Annotated in this window: 1 protein-coding gene; it reads right to left on the reverse strand. The window is 61.2% G+C overall.

Going from position 1 to position 255, the window contains the following annotated elements:
• The coding region (gene gp17 / locus HAQ05_RS29755; protein ID WP_190427784.1) for a tail completion protein gp17 at positions 1 to 255 on the reverse strand (255 nt) is incomplete at both ends.

Below are 255 nucleotides of genomic sequence, written 5' to 3' on the forward strand. Positions count from 1 at the left end.
TGGTCGTAGCGTCATAGAATTCGCCATTCCAGCGGATGACGTAGGCCTTTAGCTCGATGGCGTCACGGAGGGTCTTGGCCACGTTTCGGGTTTGCGTGGCAGAGGTGCCATATACGTCGATCTGCAGATCGAACCGGTCAGAGTCGGGCCGATCAGCCAGGTAGTTGTCCGGCTCGCCCCCAATCGTCTGCCAAACCGCATAAGGCTTGCTCACCCCTTCCGGGGCCTCGCCGAACGGGTACAGACGGGTGGGCG

Source organism: Pseudomonas typographi, from assembly GCF_014694385.1.
Taxonomy (GTDB): domain Bacteria; phylum Pseudomonadota; class Gammaproteobacteria; order Pseudomonadales; family Pseudomonadaceae; genus Aquipseudomonas; species Aquipseudomonas typographi.